At 31.9% G+C, this 18,012-nt stretch carries 9 protein-coding genes and 2 pseudogenes; 2 read left to right on the top strand and 9 right to left on the bottom strand.

Annotation, left to right across the window (positions count from 1 at the left end; translation table 11 throughout):
- Positions 1-4: 4 nt before the first annotated feature.
- Together murQ and RCG18_RS10085 are read right to left on the bottom strand one after the other, a co-directional pair.
- Complete coding sequence (murQ, locus tag RCG18_RS10090; RefSeq protein ID WP_308041997.1) at positions 5-907, bottom strand: N-acetylmuramic acid 6-phosphate etherase; 903 nt, start codon at positions 905-907, stop codon at positions 5-7.
- 120 nt (positions 908-1,027) lie between these two features.
- Positions 1,028-1,759 carry a GntR family transcriptional regulator gene (locus RCG18_RS10085; protein WP_308041168.1) on the bottom strand — a complete coding sequence of 244 codons (732 nt, stop codon included), beginning with the start codon at positions 1,757-1,759 and terminating at the stop codon, positions 1,028-1,030.
- Positions 1,760-2,027: 268 nt separating this feature from the next.
- Between RCG18_RS10085 and glcT the strand changes: the two genes are divergently transcribed.
- Positions 2,028-2,879: a glucose PTS transporter transcription antiterminator GlcT gene (glcT, locus tag RCG18_RS10080; RefSeq protein WP_308041167.1), complete on the top strand. Its 852-nt coding sequence runs from the start codon at positions 2,028-2,030 to the stop codon at positions 2,877-2,879.
- A gap of 97 nt (positions 2,880-2,976) precedes the next feature.
- Here the strand turns inward: glcT and RCG18_RS10075 are convergent, their stop codons facing one another.
- Complete coding sequence (locus RCG18_RS10075) at positions 2,977-3,456, bottom strand: PTS glucose transporter subunit IIA (protein WP_308041166.1); 480 nt, start codon at positions 3,454-3,456, stop codon at positions 2,977-2,979.
- Positions 3,457-3,834: 378 nt separating this feature from the next.
- Between RCG18_RS10075 and nagE the strand changes: the two genes are divergently transcribed.
- Positions 3,835-5,274, top strand: a complete 1,440-nt coding sequence (gene nagE, locus RCG18_RS10070) for an N-acetylglucosamine-specific PTS transporter subunit IIBC (RefSeq protein ID WP_308041165.1) — start codon at positions 3,835-3,837, stop codon at positions 5,272-5,274.
- Positions 5,275-5,646: 372 nt separating this feature from the next.
- Here the strand turns inward: nagE and addB are convergent.
- The 6 genes and pseudogenes from addB to RCG18_RS10040 form a co-directional block, all read right to left on the bottom strand.
- A pseudogene (gene addB, locus RCG18_RS10065) lies at positions 5,647-9,094 on the bottom strand (helicase-exonuclease AddAB subunit AddB).
- Between the two features lie 94 nt (positions 9,095-9,188).
- A pseudogene (locus tag RCG18_RS10060) lies at positions 9,189-11,632 on the bottom strand (sugar phosphate nucleotidyltransferase).
- Between the two features lie 35 nt (positions 11,633-11,667).
- Positions 11,668-12,996 (bottom strand): glycosyltransferase family 4 protein, encoded by a 1,329-nt coding sequence (locus tag RCG18_RS10055; protein WP_308041164.1) that lies wholly within the window; start codon positions 12,994-12,996, stop codon positions 11,668-11,670.
- Between the two features lie 21 nt (positions 12,997-13,017).
- Entirely contained in the window at positions 13,018-14,625 is a 1,608-nt protein-coding gene (gene glgP, locus RCG18_RS10050) for an alpha-glucan family phosphorylase (RefSeq protein WP_374119128.1), read from the bottom strand.
- Between the two features lie 436 nt (positions 14,626-15,061).
- Positions 15,062-16,471 (bottom strand): hypothetical protein, encoded by a 1,410-nt coding sequence (locus tag RCG18_RS10045; protein ID WP_308041162.1) that lies wholly within the window; start codon positions 16,469-16,471, stop codon positions 15,062-15,064.
- 146 nt (positions 16,472-16,617) lie between these two features.
- On the bottom strand, positions 16,618-18,009 hold the full coding sequence (locus RCG18_RS10040) for a HAMP domain-containing sensor histidine kinase (RefSeq protein WP_308041161.1): 1,392 nt from the start codon (positions 18,007-18,009) through the stop codon (positions 16,618-16,620).
- Between the last annotated feature and the right edge of the window lie 3 nt (positions 18,010-18,012).

The following is an 18,012-nucleotide window of genomic DNA, read 5'->3' as shown; positions in this document are numbered from 1 at the left end:
GTAATCATTTTTTATTACTTAAAGCCTCTGCTACTTTGCCATTAGCCGCTTCAAGCGCCTTTATAGCTTCTTCAATACTTATTCCGGATTTAATAGCGACTATAGCAACCTTAGCATCAAAATTACATTTTTCTAACACTACCTCAACTGTATTAATATCAGCCCCAGTAGCTAAATTAACTATCTCTTTTACTCTTTCCTTTAACTTTTTATTTATTGGCTTTACACTTACCATCAAATTTGAATAAGTTTTCCCCATCCTTATCATGGCTGTAGTGCTTAGCATATTTAAAACCATTTTTTGTGCTGTTCCGGCTTTCATTCTTGTGGATCCCATTATAACTTCTGCTCCCACATCTACTGCTATAGTTAAATCGCATATTTCACTTAACTTTCCGTGAGCCCTACATATAATTCCAATGGTTTTACAGCCAATTCTTTTACCATATTCCATGGCGCTTTTAACATAAGGAGTGTTTCCACTAGCAGTAACTCCAACCAGAACATCCTTATTAGTAATATTTTTCTTTTGAAGATCTTTTATCGCTAGTTCTTCATCATCTTCAGTATGTTCCAACCATCCACTTATAGCTTCCTTCCCTCCGGAAATAACTCCTTGAACCATTTCATCGTCTACTCCAAAGGTTGGTGGACATTCCGAAGCATCTATAACACCTAACTTTCCACTTGTTCCACTGCCTATATAAAATAATCTTCCACCCTTTTGAAAAGAATTTACTATTATATCTACAGCACCAGCTATGTTATCTAGCTGCTCTTCTACAGCAGTTGCCACCTTTTTATCTTCTTCATTTATCTTTCTAAGTATTTCTAGAGCACTTAGATTATCTATATCCTTTGTATTTGGGTTTCGTCCACTCACTTCTATTCCTCCTAAATCTAAGATATGAAACTCCTCTTCCTTATGTCTGAGGAGTACTCACTGAGTAAGCGACCATGTCAAAATCAAAGATTTTGTATGTCTGCTTAACCGATTCGCACAAAATCACAGGTTTTGGCTCTCTGCTTAAGTAAGTATTATTTCATACTTATACCTATCACTCCTGTAGATAGCTTTTGTATATTCTATCGGAATGTCATTTTCCATATAGGTAGTTCTTCTAAACATAAGAGCTAAAGCATCTTCTTCCAATCCTAACAAATCGCTTTCATATTCATTTAATAATATAGGTTCAATTGTTTGCTTAGCTTTTTTCAGATCATACTTATATTTTTCCTTAAATACCTTATACAAGGACTTTCCTTCTATAGTGTCCCTTGTCATGTCTGAGAAAAGATTGTGAGGTAGCCATACAGTTTCAAGAGCTATAGGCTCATTTTCTCGCATTCTTAATCTATTTATTTCTATAACTTTATTTTCATTTTCAGGCATATTCAATATAGCTTTGCTTTGTTTAGTTGCATCTTTTATATCGAAGGATAAAATTTTTGTACTTGTTTTTAGCCCTTTTTCCTCCATTTCTTCTGTAAACCCTCTCAATTGTGATAACTGACGCTTTTCCTTTGGTTCTGAAACAAAAGTACCTTTTCCTTGTTCTCTATATAAGATGCCTTCATTTACTAAAGACATAATAGCCTTATTAACAGTCATCCTGCTTACCCCTTGAATTTCACATAACTCTCTTTCAGTGGGAATGACATCGCCTGGTTTTAATTCCTCATTCTCTATCATTTCTTGTATAACTTGCTTTATTTGATAATGTAATGGTAGCGGATTATCTTTCGAAACTATTCTCAAATTCTTTTCCTCCCTTTGTTTCTGCTTTGCAAGTAATTAAAAATATTTTATTAGCAAATACTAAAAGAATATTGCTTCTTTTAGTTTTAATAATCAATTTGATTAATTAGCTCTGTACAAATATATGGTATATATGTTATTATAACATTATGTTGATATGTTGTATATACCAATTTTATTTTTATATTTACTAAGCTTATTTTTTAGAATAAACTAAATTAATGATTTATATACTTTACTACTAACTTTACCTTTGGAGGTATATCTTATGAAAAACTCATCGCCTTCTGACTATAGGGTTATAAAGATATTTAACAACAATGTTATCTTAGCTTCGCAGGATAATAATGAAAAAATACTTTTTGGAAAAGGTATCGGCTTTGGAAAACATACTGGGGACGTCGTTCCTAGTACTATTGCTGTAGATAAGATCTTTACTATTGAAGATAAATCTAATACAAAAGCATTTAATGAATTAGTTGATAACATAGATAGTGATCTCATGGGCTTGTGCGAAGAAGTTATTTGTATGATATCTAATGAATTAAATGAAGTGCTTAACGAAAAAATCCATATATCTTTAATAGATCACATTACCTTTACCTTGAAAAGACTTAAAGAAAATGATGAAATCGAGAATCCATTTTTGGTAGAAACAGAGACCCTTTACAGAAACGAGTTTGAAGTTGCTCGTAAAGCTGTCAGTATGTTAGAAGACAGATTAAAGATATCAATACCTGATGGTGAAATAGGATTTATAACACTTCATATACATTCAGCAAGAAATCAAGGCAAACTGTCTAATACATTAAAATATGCCTTCTTATCTAGCACCATAGTAGAATTTTTAGAGGATACTTTGAATATCGAAATAGATAGGCAGTCTTTAGATTATGCTCGTTTTCTTACACACATTCGTTTTGCCATAGAGAGAATTTTGAATAACACCCCTATAAAAAACGAGTTATTAGATGTGATAAAAAAACGTTATTCTACTTCCTATAAGCTTGCTAAGAAGTCAGCGAAAATTATAGAGAATGCACTTGGCTTAAAAGTTATAGAGGATGAGATAGCTTATTTAGCAGTTCATATACAGAGATTTAAATCTTCTTTATCTTAAATTTTTATAGAGTTTCAAATTATAAAGGTGACTTGCACAGAGGAATACCCCTTTGCACAAGTCACCTTTAGTCATTTAAATTCTATATTTTTATTCTTTATTTTACTTTATAGCTAATAACAGCTTCTTTTCCGGCTTCAACTTCTATTCCAGTGTTATATTTTATTTCTTTTAATTTATCTGGATTTGCAATCAACACTGGTGTTATTAGGGAATATCCTTTTTCTTTTATAAATTCTCTATCTATCTTTAATATGGGTGTTCCTACTTTTACCTTAGTTCCTTCTTCAATTAATCTTTCAAAGCCTGCTCCATTAAGCTCCACAGTATCAATTCCTACATGCACAAGCAACTCTATTTCATTATCTAATATCATACCAAAGGCATGATTAGTCTTAAATATAAATGACACTACACCATCTACTGGTGATACTACAATATTCCCGGTTGTATCAATTGCCACACCATCTCCAGCCATTTTTTGTGCAAAAACCTGGTCTGGAACCTCAGATAAATCTATAACTTTCCCAGAAACTGGAGCAATTAACTCTAAACTTTTTTTAAAAAAATCAAACATAACTTTACGCCTCCTAGAGATAATATTTACAAAAAGAAAAGACATAAGTTGTAAAACTTATGCCTGATTAAACAGTTACACGTTTTGCTATTAAGTATATATTGTTAAATTACATTTGTCAATGTTTTAAACTTTAATAATTTTAAAAATAATATATTGACATATATGCTAAACCTAGTATAATTAAATTAAATTAATATTTACAAACGTTTTCTGAGCGTGTAACCATTGTGGGCAAAAGCTGAGAAGGTTAATTCCTTTTCGGCTTTTTTTATTTTTAATAATTAACTATAAATATCTTAACAAACTCATAACGTTTTTAAGAATGTAAAAATTCTTAAAATAAATTTAAAAAACACTTAGGGGGGAACTTTAATTATGATGAAGTATCTACAAAGATTAGGCAAATCTCTAATGCTTCCAGTAGCTTGTTTGCCTGTTGCAAGTATTTTAATGGGTGCTGGTTATTGGATCGATCCTACTGGCTGGGGAGCAAACAGTGTAATTGCAGCTTTCTTGCTAAAAGCAGGTGGGGCATTAATCGATCATATGGGAATTTTATTTGCAATTGGTGTCGCTGTTGGAATGTCAGATGATAATGATGGTACAGCTGGATTAGCAGGTCTTGTCTCATGGCTTATGATTACAACTTTATTGGCTCCAAAGGCTGTAGCAATGTTTAGTGGAGTTAAAGTTGAAGCAGTACCAGCAGCCTTTGGTAAGACTGAAACTCAATTTATTGGTATTTTAGCAGGTTTAATTGGTGCCGCTTGCTATAACAGATTTAAGGGTACTAAATTGCCAGATGCTTTAGGCTTTTTTAGTGGAAAAAGAAGTGTTGCTATTGTAACAGCTGCAGCTTCAATTGTTGCATCTTTAATCTTATTCTTTGCATGGCCTTTTGTTTATGGGGGATTAGTAGCTTTCGGTAAATCAATTATATCTACAGGTGCTATTGGTGCTGGTATATATGCGTTCTTAAATAGATTGTTAATACCATTTGGTCTTCATCATGCACTTAACTCTGTATTCTGGTTTGATGTAGCTGGAATCAACGACCTTGGCAACTTCTGGTCAGGTAAAGGAACACTAGGCGTAACTGGTATGTATATGACTGGATTCTTCCCAGTAATGATGTTTGGTTTGCCAGCTGGTGCTTTGGCTATGTATCATACAGCTAAAGATAAAAAGAAAAAAGTTGTTTATGGTTTATTATTAGCAGCAGCAATATCTTCTTTCTTTACTGGTGTTACAGAGCCATTAGAATTCTCATTTATGTTCTTAGCTCCAACTTTATATTTTGTTCATGCAGTTTTAACAGGTATTTCTGCTACTGTATGTGCAATGTTACCAGTAAGAGCTGGATTTAACTTCAGTGCTGGTTTCGTAGATTGGTTCTTAAGTTTTAAGGCTCCTATGGCTAAAAATCCAATTATGTTGATTCCAATTGGTATAGCATTTGCAATTATTTATTATGTAGTATTCCGTTTTGTAATTACAAAATTCAATTTAAAAACACCTGGTAGAGAAGATGACAATGAAGAGGGCGAACTTAATGTAAAACTTGCAAATAATGATTTTACACAAATTGCATCTACAATCTTAAGAGGTGTTGGCGGAAAAGAAAACGTGGTATCTGTTGATAACTGTGTAACTAGATTACGTTTAGAAATCAAGGATCAGTCAGTAGTTGATGAGAAAATTATTAAATCTGCAGGTGTTTCAGGTGTAATTAGACCAGGTAAAACAAGTTTACAAGTTATTGTAGGTACAAAAGTACAATTTGTATCGGATGAATTCAAAAAATTATGTAAGTAAAAAATAATTTTATAAGTCCCTTCTATGCTTATAGGGCTTACGTGGATGAAACAATAAAACCATTAAAGGTATTAATTAAAATACTTTTAATGGTTTTATTATTATTTTTAGCACACAAAATACCTTTTTACATATAATAAATATATAGATAATTACATTGTTGCTTTATTTTTTATGAAATTTTCAATTATTTAGATATATTACCCCCACTTAATTTTTACAATTTTTCCCTATCACCTCCAAATTTTAAGTACTACAAGTACTTAAAACCCTATTTAGCCGCCTAACCTGTACTTCACTGCAAATACAGGTTAGGTTATTTTACATAAAAGTGCCTCAAGAGCAATACATTACTCTTAAAGCACTTTCTCATTAATTCTTTAATTTTTCTTCAATAGCTAGCCAAATCTCTTCATCAGATTTATCTTCTAAAATCCTATACTTGTTATCCTTTATTGTTGTATCGAATTGACATATTGCTGGATAAATGCAATATTCACAAGAATTCTTATTTTTCTTCTTACATGGATTTATATCAATATCTCCTTCTAATATATGTTCACATAATTGAGATATAGTATCCTTTACATACTTTCTTAGAAGCTGAAATTGCTCTAAAGTTGCAACAGATGATTGAGATTTCGATATTTCTCCATCTTTTTTAATAGTTATAGGGATAATATCAGAACTTTTTTCTATCTCACTATCCATCCCTTTTATAACATCGAGATTATCAAGTAAGAGTCCATTCATTTTTAAGCTCTTCATTATTCTTTTTTCTATTTCACTATCAGACAGCTCACCTTTCCCTTTTATTATAGGATCATCAAGCTTAAAATAGAGAATTCCCCCTGGAAGAGCATCTTTGTTTATTCTCTCCTCTAATTCTGTAAGCATTGCATCTAAATATATTAAAAGCTGCATTTGAAGACCATAATAAACATCTGACAACTTAAACTCTCTAGTTCCAGATTTATAGTCTACTATTCTTAAGTATGTTGCTTCTTCCTCATCTATACTATCAATTCTATCTACTCTTCCTATAAGACTAACAGTTTCACCTGAATGAAGTTCTACGGTTATCGGAGGATAATCTCCAGAATTACTAAAGCTAAGTTCATATCCTTTAGGTGCAAATCCACCTCTTTTCATGTGCTCTGCAATAAGCCATACAGCTCTAGTTAATACCCGTTTTAATCCTTTGGTCACATGACCATATCTTTTTGAACTGCTAAGTATAGATCCTGGAATTTTGGATATTGTTGAATTTACAATATCATTTATACTATTCTCACACCACTGTCTATCTATATCCTTCCAGCTCAGGTTGTTTTCTTTCAGCATAACAGAAAAGCTTTGTAATATATTATGCATAAAACTTCCCAAGTCTGGTGAACTAAAATTATAGATTTTTCTACTTTTAGCTTTAAGTCCATATTGCATGAAGTATGCAAAAGGGCATTCTACATACTTTTCCAAACGCGATACACTTATGCTCATATGCCTTCCATAAAGCTTTCTTACCTTTGATGTATCTAAAATTTGAGCTTTATTTGTATAACTAAAACCATTCAATACTGAGCTGAGCTTTTCGCTCCATTCACTATTATTTTTATACCATCTATATACATCTAGCCATAGGGGACTAATATATTTTCCTTGAGAATCTTTTTTTATGTTGCCTACAAGCTCATTAAAAGTAGCATTAGGCCCTGTTATAGCTTTAAGACTTTCATCGTCGTATCTTTCTTCTGCTAAACAACTTTGTTCTAAAATACCTGGAAAAACCTTCTTTATTCTGGATATAATTATAGATGGTCTTTTAGCTTTTCCTCCTTCATCTGACATAGCATAACTTAATCTTAAATATTTACTAACAATAGTTAATGTAGTATATACTAAGAATTGTTCTTCAAAAGCCCTGCTTCTTGTATCCTTTGCAAGTTCCAGACCTCCTTCCCTAAGTCCTTCCCTATCAACATCCGTTAGTATGCCTTCGCTAGGAACTGCTGCAGGGAAAACACCATCATTAACTCCAACTATGTACAATGCACTTACATCATGACTTTTTAATCTAGTAACACTACCTATAAGTACTTGATCTAGCGCTGGTGGAATTACACCTATCTCATACTCTCCAAATCCAGTAGTTAAAATCCTTGCAAACTCATCCATATTTAAGATATTATCACCTACAACTTCTACTATTTGGTCTAACACCTCTACTACAATATCCCATATTTGTGCATATTCATTTGATTTATCTAGCTCTCCTAGTTCTTTGAAAGCATTTATCCAATGCTCTAATTTTTCTGGAACTTGAATTTCGCAAAGGAATTGATATAATCCCTCACACATTTCTATTCCTTTTTTTCTTCCTTTTATATTTTCTGAAAGAATTAGCAATGGTTTTATTACTTTATACCGAATATCATTTATTTTATTTAGAAGCTCTTTTTCCTCATCCGATATTTCTTCATTCTCAAAATCATAGTTTATTCTATAATCCCATGGATTCTCATCTATCCACCTCTTACCCCTTATGCCATTTGCTAATACATAATTCTCCAATATATCTATTTCTTCATTGCTCAGATCCAGCAGTCCTGTTTTTAAATATCTAAATACACATTCGTAAGACCAATTCCTAGCAAGAATTTCAGCTGCTGAAACTATTAACACGATTATTGGATTGTTTACTATTTCTCTTTTTTGTCTACAAAATATGGTATATTATACTCTGAAAAAATTGCTCTAACTAAGTTTTCGTACCCGTCTAAGTCTCCACTTACCACTGCTATATCTCTAAACCTAAACCCTTTATCCCTACATATTCTTATAATATCCCTAGCTGTTTCCTCTATTTCTACATATTTGTTCAGGGTTTTAATAATATGTAAGTCAGAAACTTTTCCTCTATATGTCTTATAAGGGTAAGAAAATAAGTAATGCTGAAGATGCTGAAGCTCTTCACTATCTTTAAATCTATAACACGGACTGCACTTTAAGGCTATAGGCTTATCATATTTTATATTATTTCTTTGTATAATTTCTAAAAGCTTTTGTTCTGTATTCTTTGTTGTTGAAAATATATCTGTATTTTCAACCTTACAATCTCCATTAAGACAATCAGTACACAAGGTCATATTTACTCTTTTTGCCTTACTCATTAACTTTTCAATAACGATATATTGCTGTGGAGTAAAACTTGAAAATTCATCTATCCAAATTTCTGCTCCATCAAATAAATGACACTTGTCGATTTTTTCTGCAAGTATAGTAAGATCATCGTCTGTGTCTATGTAATTCTTATGTAATCTTTCTTCAAATTTTGAAAAAATCAAAATTAAGTCTTGAATTTTATTTTTTAAGTTTTCGCTTTCTACTCTATCTAAGGCACTATTTAAAAGCTCAATAGTAATATTATATCTCTTAAACTCAGTAATAATATCACATACAGTTGTAACAAAACCCTGTTTTTTGCGGTTTTTCCGAAAACCTTTAACTTATCTTTATTCTCAGACATTATTTTATAAACGAGCATACTTCTTCCTGAGCTATTAATATGTTGTCTACTTAATCCGCCTACTTCACTACAAACTGTATAGGCCATTCTTTTAAAACTCAATACCTGAGCTTTTAGCATTCCTTCTTCCCCTACAGCTTTTATGAGATTTTTTTCTGCCTGGAATGAAAATTGCTCTGGTACTAAAAGTACAAGGGGATGAGAACATCCTTCTTCTATTTTTTTCTTTATATCATTTAAACAGTAATAACTTTTACCGCTACCTGCTCTCCCAAATATAAACCTTAAACTCATATTATTACCTCACATAAGCAATATTTAATAAGTCTATTATAACATTAAAGTAGAAAAAAAGCAGAACACACCTAAGTGCTCTGCTAGAGTTAACTTACTCTTCTAATGTTATTGTTTCAATTCTTTTTAAAAGATTATCTGTAAGTTTCTTCAATTCGTCTGAATCCTTCGATTCTGCATAAACCCTGCATAGAGGTTCTTCTGCATCTGGCAAAACTAAAGCCCATGAGTCATCAAAGTTTAATTTAACTCCTTCAATTAAGTCTACAGAATTTGAATCGTTCTCCTCAATAAGATTCCTCATTACCTTACCTTTCATATTCCAAGGGCACTTTACTTCCTTTTTGTTATATAATATTTAGGAACTTGAGTAAGTATCCTGGAAAGAGGCAAGTTGCACACAGCCATAAGATTAATTGCTAGCATACATACACTTATTGAATCGAGTGTCATTAAATAAGCATTAATCATTTCCCTTTTACCTATTCTATTTTCATTTTTTAAGTAAGCATCCAATATAAATTTTTGTGATGTTTTAGTTCTTATAAACTTACATCCGCACATGTCCGCTATTTGCTCCATGGTAGATGAAGCTGTTACAGGAACCACTAGTGTTCTAATGTTAGTGGATTTCAACATAACAAGTGCATTTAATGCATCATATAAATCATCTCTTATTATATTTCCTTTTTCATCAATAATTAAAGCCCCTTCACACTCATCATCAATTCTAACGCCTAAGCTAGCATTATTTTCTACTACTTCTTTTCTTAAGCCTAAAATATCATTGAATTCTTCATAGATCTTAACATTTACTTTAAGTTCTTGGAATATAGCTCTAACTATATTTAGAACCATAGGATTTTTTACGCTTAAAATTACTTTATAATTTTGGCTTCTTATATTGTTAACACCAAGCTGATTTACAATTTGTCTTACATAATAATCGATACAATCGCGCATGTGATCAATCTTTTTAAAAGTATCTGTTTTAACTCTTCTAAATTCTTCTCTTATAAAGCTATTTTCTATTTTTCTTTCTAATCCTTTATCTATATCAAGTCCGTTCTTATCCATAAATACTATGTTCACCTTTTGAGGGTCATCAATATCTACTGAAACATGGACACTTCCTTGTACTCCAAAGAATAATGTTGATTGCCTTGTTATTGATCTCGGTAATCTTCCCAAATCTAAAACTTCGATTCCCATAGAAAGAAGCCCTGTCGCTAATGAATATTTAAACATCTGAGCTGCTCCACTATCGCAACAGGCAATAGCAACCTTTGAATCTGACTTTAATTGTGAACCATATGCTGAGCCTAACTTTGAAACGAATTCTGGAGTAATATCAACATTAACTTCTCCAGTTATACCTTTTTTTCCAAATAAGGATTTAGAAAATTTTCCTCTCCATATTACATTAGACTTTACTACAGTACTGGAATCTATAATTTTATTTGGCCATATCTTAACTCCAGGCTTTACGATGGCCTTTTCTCTTATAAGAGTATCATCACCAATTGCTGCCTCTTCAAATACAGAAACTTTTGACTCAAGTTGAACCTTTTTACACAAAACCGCTCCTCTAACTTCTGTGTTATCTCCTATATAGCAGTTATCAAAAAGAACGCTTCTTTTTATTGTAGCTCCATTGGAAATTATATTGTTTTTCCCTAATATAGTATAGGGTCCAATTTCTGATTTTTCATAAACTTTTGTACCACTTCCAATATAAACAGGGCTAGATATCTTGGCCCCAGTGCTTATTTCGCAACTTTCACCAACCCATATACCATCCTTATATTTTTCACCTTTTATATTGACATCTACTAGGCTCTTCAATATATCAAAATGGCATCTAATATACTGCTCTATATTTCCGATATCACACCAGTATCCTTCTGCTACATACCCATACATAGGTCTCTGATCATTTAAAAGTATAGGGAATAGATCATTACTAAAATCAAACTTTTGATTTTTCTCGTAATATGAGAATATTTCCGGTTCAAGTATATATATTCCTGTGTTTACCTTGTCACTAAAAACCTCGCTCCAACTTGGCTTTTCTAAGAATCCTGTAACCCGTCCGTCATTGTCTGTCACAACAACTCCAAATTCCAGCGGGACAGGAACTTCTTTCAATACTAAAGTTGCTATAGATTTTTTCTTTTTATGATAAGCAATAGCTGTTGATAAATTTATATCTGTTAATGCATCCCCACTTATAACAATAAAACTATCATCTAAAAAACCTTCTGCATTCTTAACACTACCAGCAGTACCTAAAGGAGTCTCTTCTATGAAATATCTCATATTAACTCCAAATTCCCTGCCATCTCCAAAATAGTTAGTGATCTCATCAGGCAAATATTGTAATGTAACTCCTATATCAGTTATTCCATTCTTCTTTAAAAGTTCCACTGTATACTCCATTACTGGCTTATCCATTATTGGCATCATAGGCTTAGGTATATTACAAGTTAAAGGCCTTAATCTTGTTCCTTCTCCACCTGCCATAATTATAGCTTTCATAAACCTCATCCCCTCTTTTGAAATTTATATATTCTTTATTTGTTGACCCTTTTCTTTTTGCCTGGTTCTTTCTCTATAAACTCAGGTTCTTTTATATTTAATTTCTCAATACCTAATCCCTTTTCCTCATCTCTATTTAGCTTTTCTCTTATTTCTGATTCATCTTTTCCTCTAATTTCCCATTCAGTTCCCTTTGATTCTTCTTTCACCATTTTATACATATCCATTGTAATTTCAGCAACTTTATCCCAGGTATATCTCTCATATACTGAACTTAAAGCATTTTTCTTTAAAAAATTTGCCAAGTTTTCATCATATAAAATTTCACTAATATTGTCTACTAAACTATCTACACATCCATTTATAGCTTTTAACCCATTAATCTTATGCTCAACTATCTCTCCAAGTCCACCTGTATCAGAAACTATTACCGGACATCCTGCTGCCATCGCCTCAAGAGCAACAATTCCAAAAGGTTCATATAGTGAAGGAAATACAGCAGCATTGGCAACTCTGTACATTTTGTTTCTATCCTGGTCACTCATATAACCTGTGAATTGCACTTTTGATTCTAGTCCCATCTGTCTTACTCTAGATTTTAGTTCTTCTGTCATTGGACCTGTACCAGCTATAATAATCTTTGTGCTATTATAATTTTCAACTATTCTATGAGCTGCCTCTACAAGAAGATGAATTCCTTTTTCAAACACATGTCTTCCAACATAAAATACAACTTTTTCATCGTCTCTAGCATACTTTCTTCTAAAATTTAACCAATCGAATTCAAAGTTAAATGTCTCTAGACATACTCCATTAGGTATTACCCAAATTTTATCCCAAGGCACGGAAAATACATCACTTATTTGCTGTCTCATATAATTACTACATGCAACAACCTTCCATGATTCGTAAGCTAAAAACCATTCCGTAGAGGATATATATCTTTGCATGTCCGTTCTTATTCCACCATTTCTACCATACTCTGTTGCATGAATAGTAGCTACAGTAGGTATTTTAAAAGAACATTTTAATGTTTTAGCACTAAATGCTGAAAGCCAGTCATGAGCATGTATCAGATCAAACTTTCCTTTTGTTGTTATAATTCTTATCGCTTCTTCTACCATAGAAAAATTAAGTTGCATAACCCATTTTGCAAAATCATTAGTGTCTATTTTGCATGGTGATACCCTGTGTACAAAAACTCCGTTATTATTTTCCTCAATAGGAGCCGTACCTTCTTCACAGGTTATCACATGTATTTCGTGGCCCATCTTATTTAAGGACTGTGACAAATAAAAAACATGATTTGACAACCCACCTATATTTTTGGGTGGGTACTCCCATGAAAGCATTAATATTTTCATTTATTTCTCTCCCCCTAATATTTATCTATATAGTCTATCATAATACTCTTTTATCATTCTATCTGCTGAATATCTATCTATCATTCCATTTATACTGGCACTCATCATTTCTTGCCACCTTTTAGGATCATTATAATAAATTTTAACTACTTTATTTATGAGAACGTCATATAAACTATCTGCATCATGTTTATCCTGTATATTTGTATCTTCTGAAACAAATCCTCCGCCTATCTGCCACCCCGTTACTTCATCCCAGCAAGCTTCAGGCCACCACCCGTCTAAAGTACTTAAATTTAATACTCCATTGATAGCTGCCTTCATGCCAGAAGTACCACAAGCTTCTTTGGTTACCCTTGGATTATTTAACCATACATCTACACCTTTTGTAAGGAGCATAGCTTTCTCCATATTATAGTTATCTAAAAATACAACAGATTGAGGGTATTGCTTCTGTATGCTTAAAATATGCTTAATTATTTCTTTCCCACTAAAATCTAGTGGATGAGCTTTAGTAGATATTATTATTTGAACATCTCTATTTTTGAGAAGTGTACCTATTTTGCTTTCATCTGTAAATATCAAATCTCCTCTTTTATAAGGCGCTGCCCTTCTGGCAAAGCCAATTAATAGCTTATCTTCATTTAATTTAATATCTGTTTCCTGATAAATGAAATCTATAAGTTTTTGTTTGTTCTTCCTATGATAACCATATATATCTTCTTTTCTTTTGCAAGCACCAATTAAGTCCATATCTCCCCAAGTAGGAACATGTACTCCATTTGTTATACTTATTATTTCACTTCTTTTATCAATAGACTTCCACATATCATTGGCAATTCTGCCATGCAAAGCAGAAACCGCATTAGATTTTCTTGATAATCTAAGACCTGCTGCTGTCATGTTAAAAGGCTCCCCACCTATTTCCTTAACTAGATATCTATCTAAGCCATTAAAAGCTCCCATATATTCTAAAATATCTAGTCCATGAAATTCGTTACCTTCGAAGATTGGTGTATGGGTTGTAAATACGATTTCCTTTCTAGACTCATTCCATGCATCATAAGGATTATATCCTCTGTCTCTCTTTTCTTTTATAAGCTCAAAGCCAGCAAATACTGCATGACCTTCATTGAAATGATATACATCAATATTTTTATTTAAGGCTCTAAGTGCTCTTACTCCTCCAATACCAAGAACCATCTCTTGAGCTATTCTTTCCTCTTCAAACCATCCATATAATTGACCCGTAATCCATCTATCATTGTTTTCTGGAATGTCAGTATCAAGTAAATATAATTCTGAGTTTCCAAAGCACTCCACTTTCCATACCTTACAAAAAACATCTCTACCTCTAATTTTTACGTTAACTTTGACGTTAGTATCTTTTAAAAAATCATATTCATTATTATAAAATGAGTCAACTATTCTACCTTGGCTATCTATATGCTGTTCCACATATCCTTGTTTCCACTTTATACCTATGCCAACAACAGGAAACTTATTATCTTTAGCTGACTTCAAAAAATCACCGGCCAGTATTCCAAGTCCTCCAGCATAAATTTTAAAACTTGAGTCTAGACCAAATTCCATACTAAAATATGCAACATTAGGATTGCCATTTTGCATCATTCAAACATCCCCTTCTATTTCCACAACTCATCATTTTTACCAATTAATTCTAGTCATATAAACTATTATAAACAGTTTTTTTATAAAATCAACCTTTTTAACGATAATTTTAATCAAAATTTACATTAAAATAAAAATATGCTTTGTTTTATTTTATTTACTTCATATTTCTCTAAATTGCTCTAACTTTCATTGATTTATATTTACAAAACATGACCTTTTTCTGTACTATTTAGTGTTCTATAATGACACAAAATGATGAATTTCATCCTGTAAACGTTGCATAACCTAAGTGCTCGCTAACACTTATTTATACAAAGCCTTCAATTATCGGAATATTAAATTATAATCTTTTTTATAGATATAACAAATAGACTGGATACGAAAAACATATTCATATCCAGTCTATTTTATTATTTTAAATACACATACACTATTTTTCAGGTAACTGCTTTGCAGGAGATTGTGAACTAGCACTAAGGGAGGATACTTTACTAACTACTTTTCCCCATTCTTCTACATACTCTCCAGTTGCCCACTGTCCCATAACCACACTTTCATTATCTTTTAGTTTTATATCTGCTTTAATTTTACCTATATCCTTATTGTTTATAGAGAATACTTTTATATTTGTATTTGTAACTACAACTAAAATGTCTCTATTAGGGGAAGCGTATGCATCTACTGCATCTGGCACTACCCTTTTTATCGAATTAAATGGTATATATAAATCATCATATGTCGTTAAGATACTTGGTGTAGCATAAGCAATATCAAAGTCTCCACTTTCAGTTCTTCCTCTTAAAATCCACCTCCCACTACGCCTGATAACAGCCCAATTTTTCTCCATATATTTCATATCTTCTTGATTAAAAGTTTTTTTATTTAACCTCTTTAGAAATAACTCCGCACTCTTTTTTAATGCTTCTCCTGCATCACTTCCAAAGGCTTTTGAAAATGCTATGTTATCTCCATTTAAATTGTCTATAGCAGCAACCTCTAATCCCGAATCTTTGTTATCCAAAGATATATACTCATTTCCCACAAAAGTAATCTCGCTATTAATTAATGTTCTACTTTTGTATTTGGAATTGTTGCTATTTAAGGATTTTCCCCAAAGAATATTATCATCCATACCTATTTCCCAAAATCCATTCTTTCTTGGCACTAAAAGATTTTTAACTTCCTTTATTTCATCTAAATTTTTGTATTTTGAACTTATCCATAATGTTTTATAACTATATCCATTTTCTTCTTTGTGCTTTATACCAAGAAGAATCCCGCTCTTAGAAACTATATCCTTTTGAAATTTAGTCATAAGTACTTTGCTACTTTTGGGCTCATACACACCTGGAAGCTTGCTAACTTCAGTTCCCTGTCTAGTAAAAAATAAAAGCATACCATTACTATTTTTTATTATTTGATTATTATTTGTCTGTACATACTCATCAAAGAAGGTATTGCCAGAAGATATTGTAACTACCTTAACCTTTTTCTCTGATATACCAAGATCAACAGGTCTTACTTTAAAACTGTCCCAAAAATAACTTTTTGTATCTACAATCTTAATTTTAAAATTAGGGTTCTTACAGGATTCATTGTTAAAATATACCTCTTCCCCGCTGAAGATAGCTTCTTTATTCCAAAACTCTTTAGTATTACTCTCCGATGCTGCTGAATTATCTGTCAAAACACACCTAGTAACAACCCATCTCCCTTCGATAGGAAAGTTCTTTACCGCCACTGGCAATACCTGTGTACTAAAAGACATATTAATATATTTATGAAATATAACTATTAAAATAACTAGCAAAGTAACTGTCATTACAACAATTTTTTTCAAGAAAGATCACCTTTTCTTTTTATAATTTATCTAAGTTCTTAATTTCTCTGAAATACATCTTTTAGATTGACTAAAAGATTTTAACAGACTGAATCTCGAAAAATATCCTAGAGTATAAGTTAACTTTCGGACTTATAACCCTATAATTAAAATTTATCTTCTATTGGTAATATTATCTGTACTATAGTTCCTTTCCCCTCTTCGCTATTAATTGCAATTTGTCCATTATGCATACTAACTATTTCGCTGCAAATTGACAATCCAATTCCGTTTCCTGTTTTACTGTTCTTTCCTTTAAAAAACTTTTCAGTTACTTTAGGTAAATCTTCTTGTCTTATTCCAATTCCTGAATCCTTCACAGTAATAAACAACGCTTGGTTACTCTTTCTTAGGTTGAGACTTATGTATCCACCTTCAGGAGTAAAATTGAAAGCATTATCAAGTATATTTATAAGGACTTGCTTTATTCTATTCTCATCTATTAACATTAACGGTAACTCTTCCAAATTAATATCAAAAGTAATCTTTTGCCTTTGAGCTCTAGGCATCATCTGTTTTTGTATATGTGATATAGTGTTCTTCATATCGACAAAATCTTTCTGCATCACAATCTTACCTGATACAAACTTTGAGAAGTCCAAAAGTTCCTCAACTAATTTAGATAACCTATCACTTTCTTTTTCTATTATTTCCAGTCCATCTATTATTTCCTGCTTATCCTCTAAACTTCCAGTACGAATAGTTGATGCCCAACCTTTTATGGATGTAAGAGGTGTTCTAAGTTCATGAGATATAGACGCTACAAATTCATTTTTTAGCTTATCATTTTTTCCTATTTCATCAGCCATAAAGTTTAACGTATCAGACAGTTGCCCAATCTCATCATTTCTTTTATTAACTATTCTTTCATTAAATCTTCCTGATGCAATCTTTCTCGCCATATCTGTTAATCCATCTAAAGGCTTTACAATAGTATTTGATAAGAATATACCTACAGCACTGCTTATTATAGTAACTGTTATTCCTATCAATATTAAAATAAGTGTTATCTTTGTTATTACTTTATCTACTTCTGAAAGAGAAGTAACAAACCTGAGTACTCCCTCAATTTTACCTGATGACTTTAATGGATAAGATACACACATAATTTTTTCCTTTGTATTCACATCTTTCCCAGTATATGTGCTCATTTCTCCCCTTAATGCATCTTCTATATCATTTCCTGGCACCTTTCCCGGAATAAAATTTCCTATAGAATCCATAAGCATATCTCCAGAAGTATCAATAATCTGCACTTCAGCTGAGGTATTTTTCCAAAATATATCTGTGTTATCTTGTATATTCTTTTTCAAATTTGAAGACGATAGGTAGCTATTGTAAAAATCTACAGAAACTTTAATTTGATTTGATAACATATTTTCTATATTTTTATAGTAATATCCTCTTATTGCTGCCACAAGAAAGATCTCAAGTATAGCAACAGTTATAGCAACTATAAATATATAGCTCCCTATTAATCTCCCTTTTATTCCCTTCAATAT

The sequence above is a fragment of the Clostridium sp. OS1-26 genome (assembly GCF_030915445.1).
Lineage (GTDB): Bacteria > Bacillota > Clostridia > Clostridiales > Clostridiaceae > Clostridium_AM.
This window is presented reverse-complemented; position numbering and strand designations above follow the sequence as displayed.